The organism is Terrisporobacter muris, assembly GCF_024621905.1.
Classification (GTDB): Bacteria; Bacillota; Clostridia; order Peptostreptococcales; family Peptostreptococcaceae; genus Terrisporobacter; species Terrisporobacter muris.
On sequence record NZ_JANKBY010000480.1, the window covers coordinates 1 to 2,050 of the forward strand.

General features: G+C 24.7%; 2 protein-coding genes and 1 pseudogene. 1 reads left to right on the forward strand and 2 read right to left on the reverse strand.

Annotated elements, in window-relative coordinates:
• A pseudogene (locus NSA58_RS19520) lies at positions 1-138 on the reverse strand (IS3 family transposase); the annotation flags it as partial.
• Positions 139-375: 237 nt separating this feature from the next.
• On the opposite strand from NSA58_RS19520, the gene NSA58_RS19525 reads away from it, so the two are divergent.
• Positions 376-1,017, forward strand: a complete 642-nt coding sequence (locus NSA58_RS19525; RefSeq protein ID WP_074080197.1) for an HAD family hydrolase — start codon at positions 376-378, stop codon at positions 1,015-1,017.
• Positions 1,018-1,097: 80 nt separating this feature from the next.
• Here NSA58_RS19525 and NSA58_RS19530 read toward each other — a convergent pair whose 3' ends face one another.
• Complete coding sequence (locus tag NSA58_RS19530; RefSeq protein WP_074429837.1) at positions 1,098-1,877, reverse strand: methyltransferase domain-containing protein; 780 nt, start codon at positions 1,875-1,877, stop codon at positions 1,098-1,100.
• Positions 1,878-2,050: the final 173 nt, after the last annotated feature.

Sequence of the window (2,050 nt, forward strand, 5' to 3'; positions counted from 1 at the left end):
TTTCCCTATTTCATATTCAGCAATAAAATGTAAATTAAATTCATTAGTATATGTAATTCCTTTTTCAGTTATGTTCTTAACATATTTATTTATAGATAATTTCTTAATTTCCTCACTTGAAAATATTCTTTTACTCATAATAATTCAACTTCTTTATAACTATTTTACATAAAAATAAATCCTATACAAGTAGACACATTTTTTTCTCGTGTCCACTGTATAGGATCCACTTTAAAAGTATTAGGTTTTTTTTAATTAAACTTTAAATAATGTATATAAGTAAGGTTAAGTAATAATTATAATACGTATATAATATAATTATGTTCTATTTAATTTGAAAAATTAAGTAATAAAAAATTAAAAAGGAGGATGAAAATGTTTGATTTTAAGGGAGCCATATTTGATTTAGATGGAACTTTAATTGATTCTATGAGCGTTTGGGAAGAAATCGATAGAAAATTTTTAAAAAATCGAAACATACCTATTCCATCTGACTATATAGAAAAAATAAACTCTATGAGCTTTAAAGAGGTGGCGAAGTATACAATAGAAAGATTTAATTTAAAGGAAAGTGAAGAAGAGCTCATAAGAGAATGGAATGAAATGGCCATATATGAATATTCTAATAAAATTAAATTAAAGCCAAATGTAAAAGAATACTTAGAAAAACTAAAAAAGAATAATATAAAAATAGGCTTAGCAACTTCATCACCTAAATACCTTTATGAACCAGTATTAAAGAATAATCATATATATGAGTATTTTGATGCATTGAATTCTTTGGAAGATGTAAAACGTGATAAAAATTATCCAGATATATATTTATTGGTTGCAGAAAATTTAAAACTTAGTCCACAAGAATGTGCTGGTTTTGAGGATATATTAGTAGGAATAAATACTATGAAAAAAGTAGATTTTAAGGTTATAGGTGTATATGATAAATATTCAGACTCTGATATAGAGGAAATAAAAAAAATAAGTGATAAATTTATATATGATTTTAAGGAACTAGTATAATAAATTTGTTTTAATAATAAAAAACAAGGTATATGTTAATATATACCTTGTTTTTTGTTAATTTATAAAAAAGTTTTTATCTATTTTGAAGCAACTAAGAATAATCTTTCATAATTAAATAAAACAGAACCATTAGGTCTTGGGAAGTACACATTTTTAAGTTTAATGTAGAAGTTATTTTTAAAGTTTGAAATTATTTCTTCATCAGGGAAAGCATCAAAATAAGGAATTAAAGTTGTACTTTCATACCATTTTAAGATATCATCAAGGCTATCCATGGCATGAGTATAAGTAGTAGACCAAATATAGATACTTTCTGGATTAAACAATGAAGATAAGACATCATAGTAATACTCAGTAGATTTAGTATTAAATCTTAAACTTTTATTATCAAGGTATTGCTTATATTTTTTTACATGTTCTAATTCATACAATGCTTGTTGAGCTCTCACTTCATCAACCAAAGGTAATTGTATTGCAAGGACCCCTTTATCTTCAAGTGAGTTATATAAAGATTTTATTAAGTTTTCATGATCAGGAATACGTTGGATAGCAGCGTTAGAAAATATGATATCAAATTTACCTAAAGAAGATAAGTCATCAGCTGCATCTTGTAGAATAAATCTAGTATCATCATATAAACTTCTTGCTTTTTCAATCATAGCTTTAGAATTATCGATACCTATTATTTCTGCATTAGGCCATCTTTTCTTAAGTTCATGAGTACTATTACCTGATCCACATCCAACATCAAGTATTTTTTTCGGATTTACTACGTCTATTCTTGATATTAAGTCCTTAGCTGGTAGTGTTCTTTCTTTTTCAAATTTTAAATAAAGATCTGGATTCCAATCTAACATTTAAAGACCCCCTTTTAATGGAATTATTGTAATAATTCTTATAATTAGAAAATAGCATGTTATGTGAAGGAATGCAAGAGAAATATGGAAAACTTCAATTTTCATAAAAAGAAAAAAATAATATGAATATATTTAGAATAGAATTATATTACACATGACAATAATGTAATAAA

Bases quoted from the DNA above. Each gene is read 5' to 3' on its own strand.
- NSA58_RS19525 (WP_074080197.1), top strand. From the start codon at position 376: ATGTTTGATTTTAAGGGAGCCATATTTGATTTAGATGGAACTTTAATT.
- NSA58_RS19530 (WP_074429837.1), bottom strand. From the start codon at position 1,877: ATGTTAGATTGGAATCCAGATCTTTATTTAAAATTTGAAAAAGAAAGA.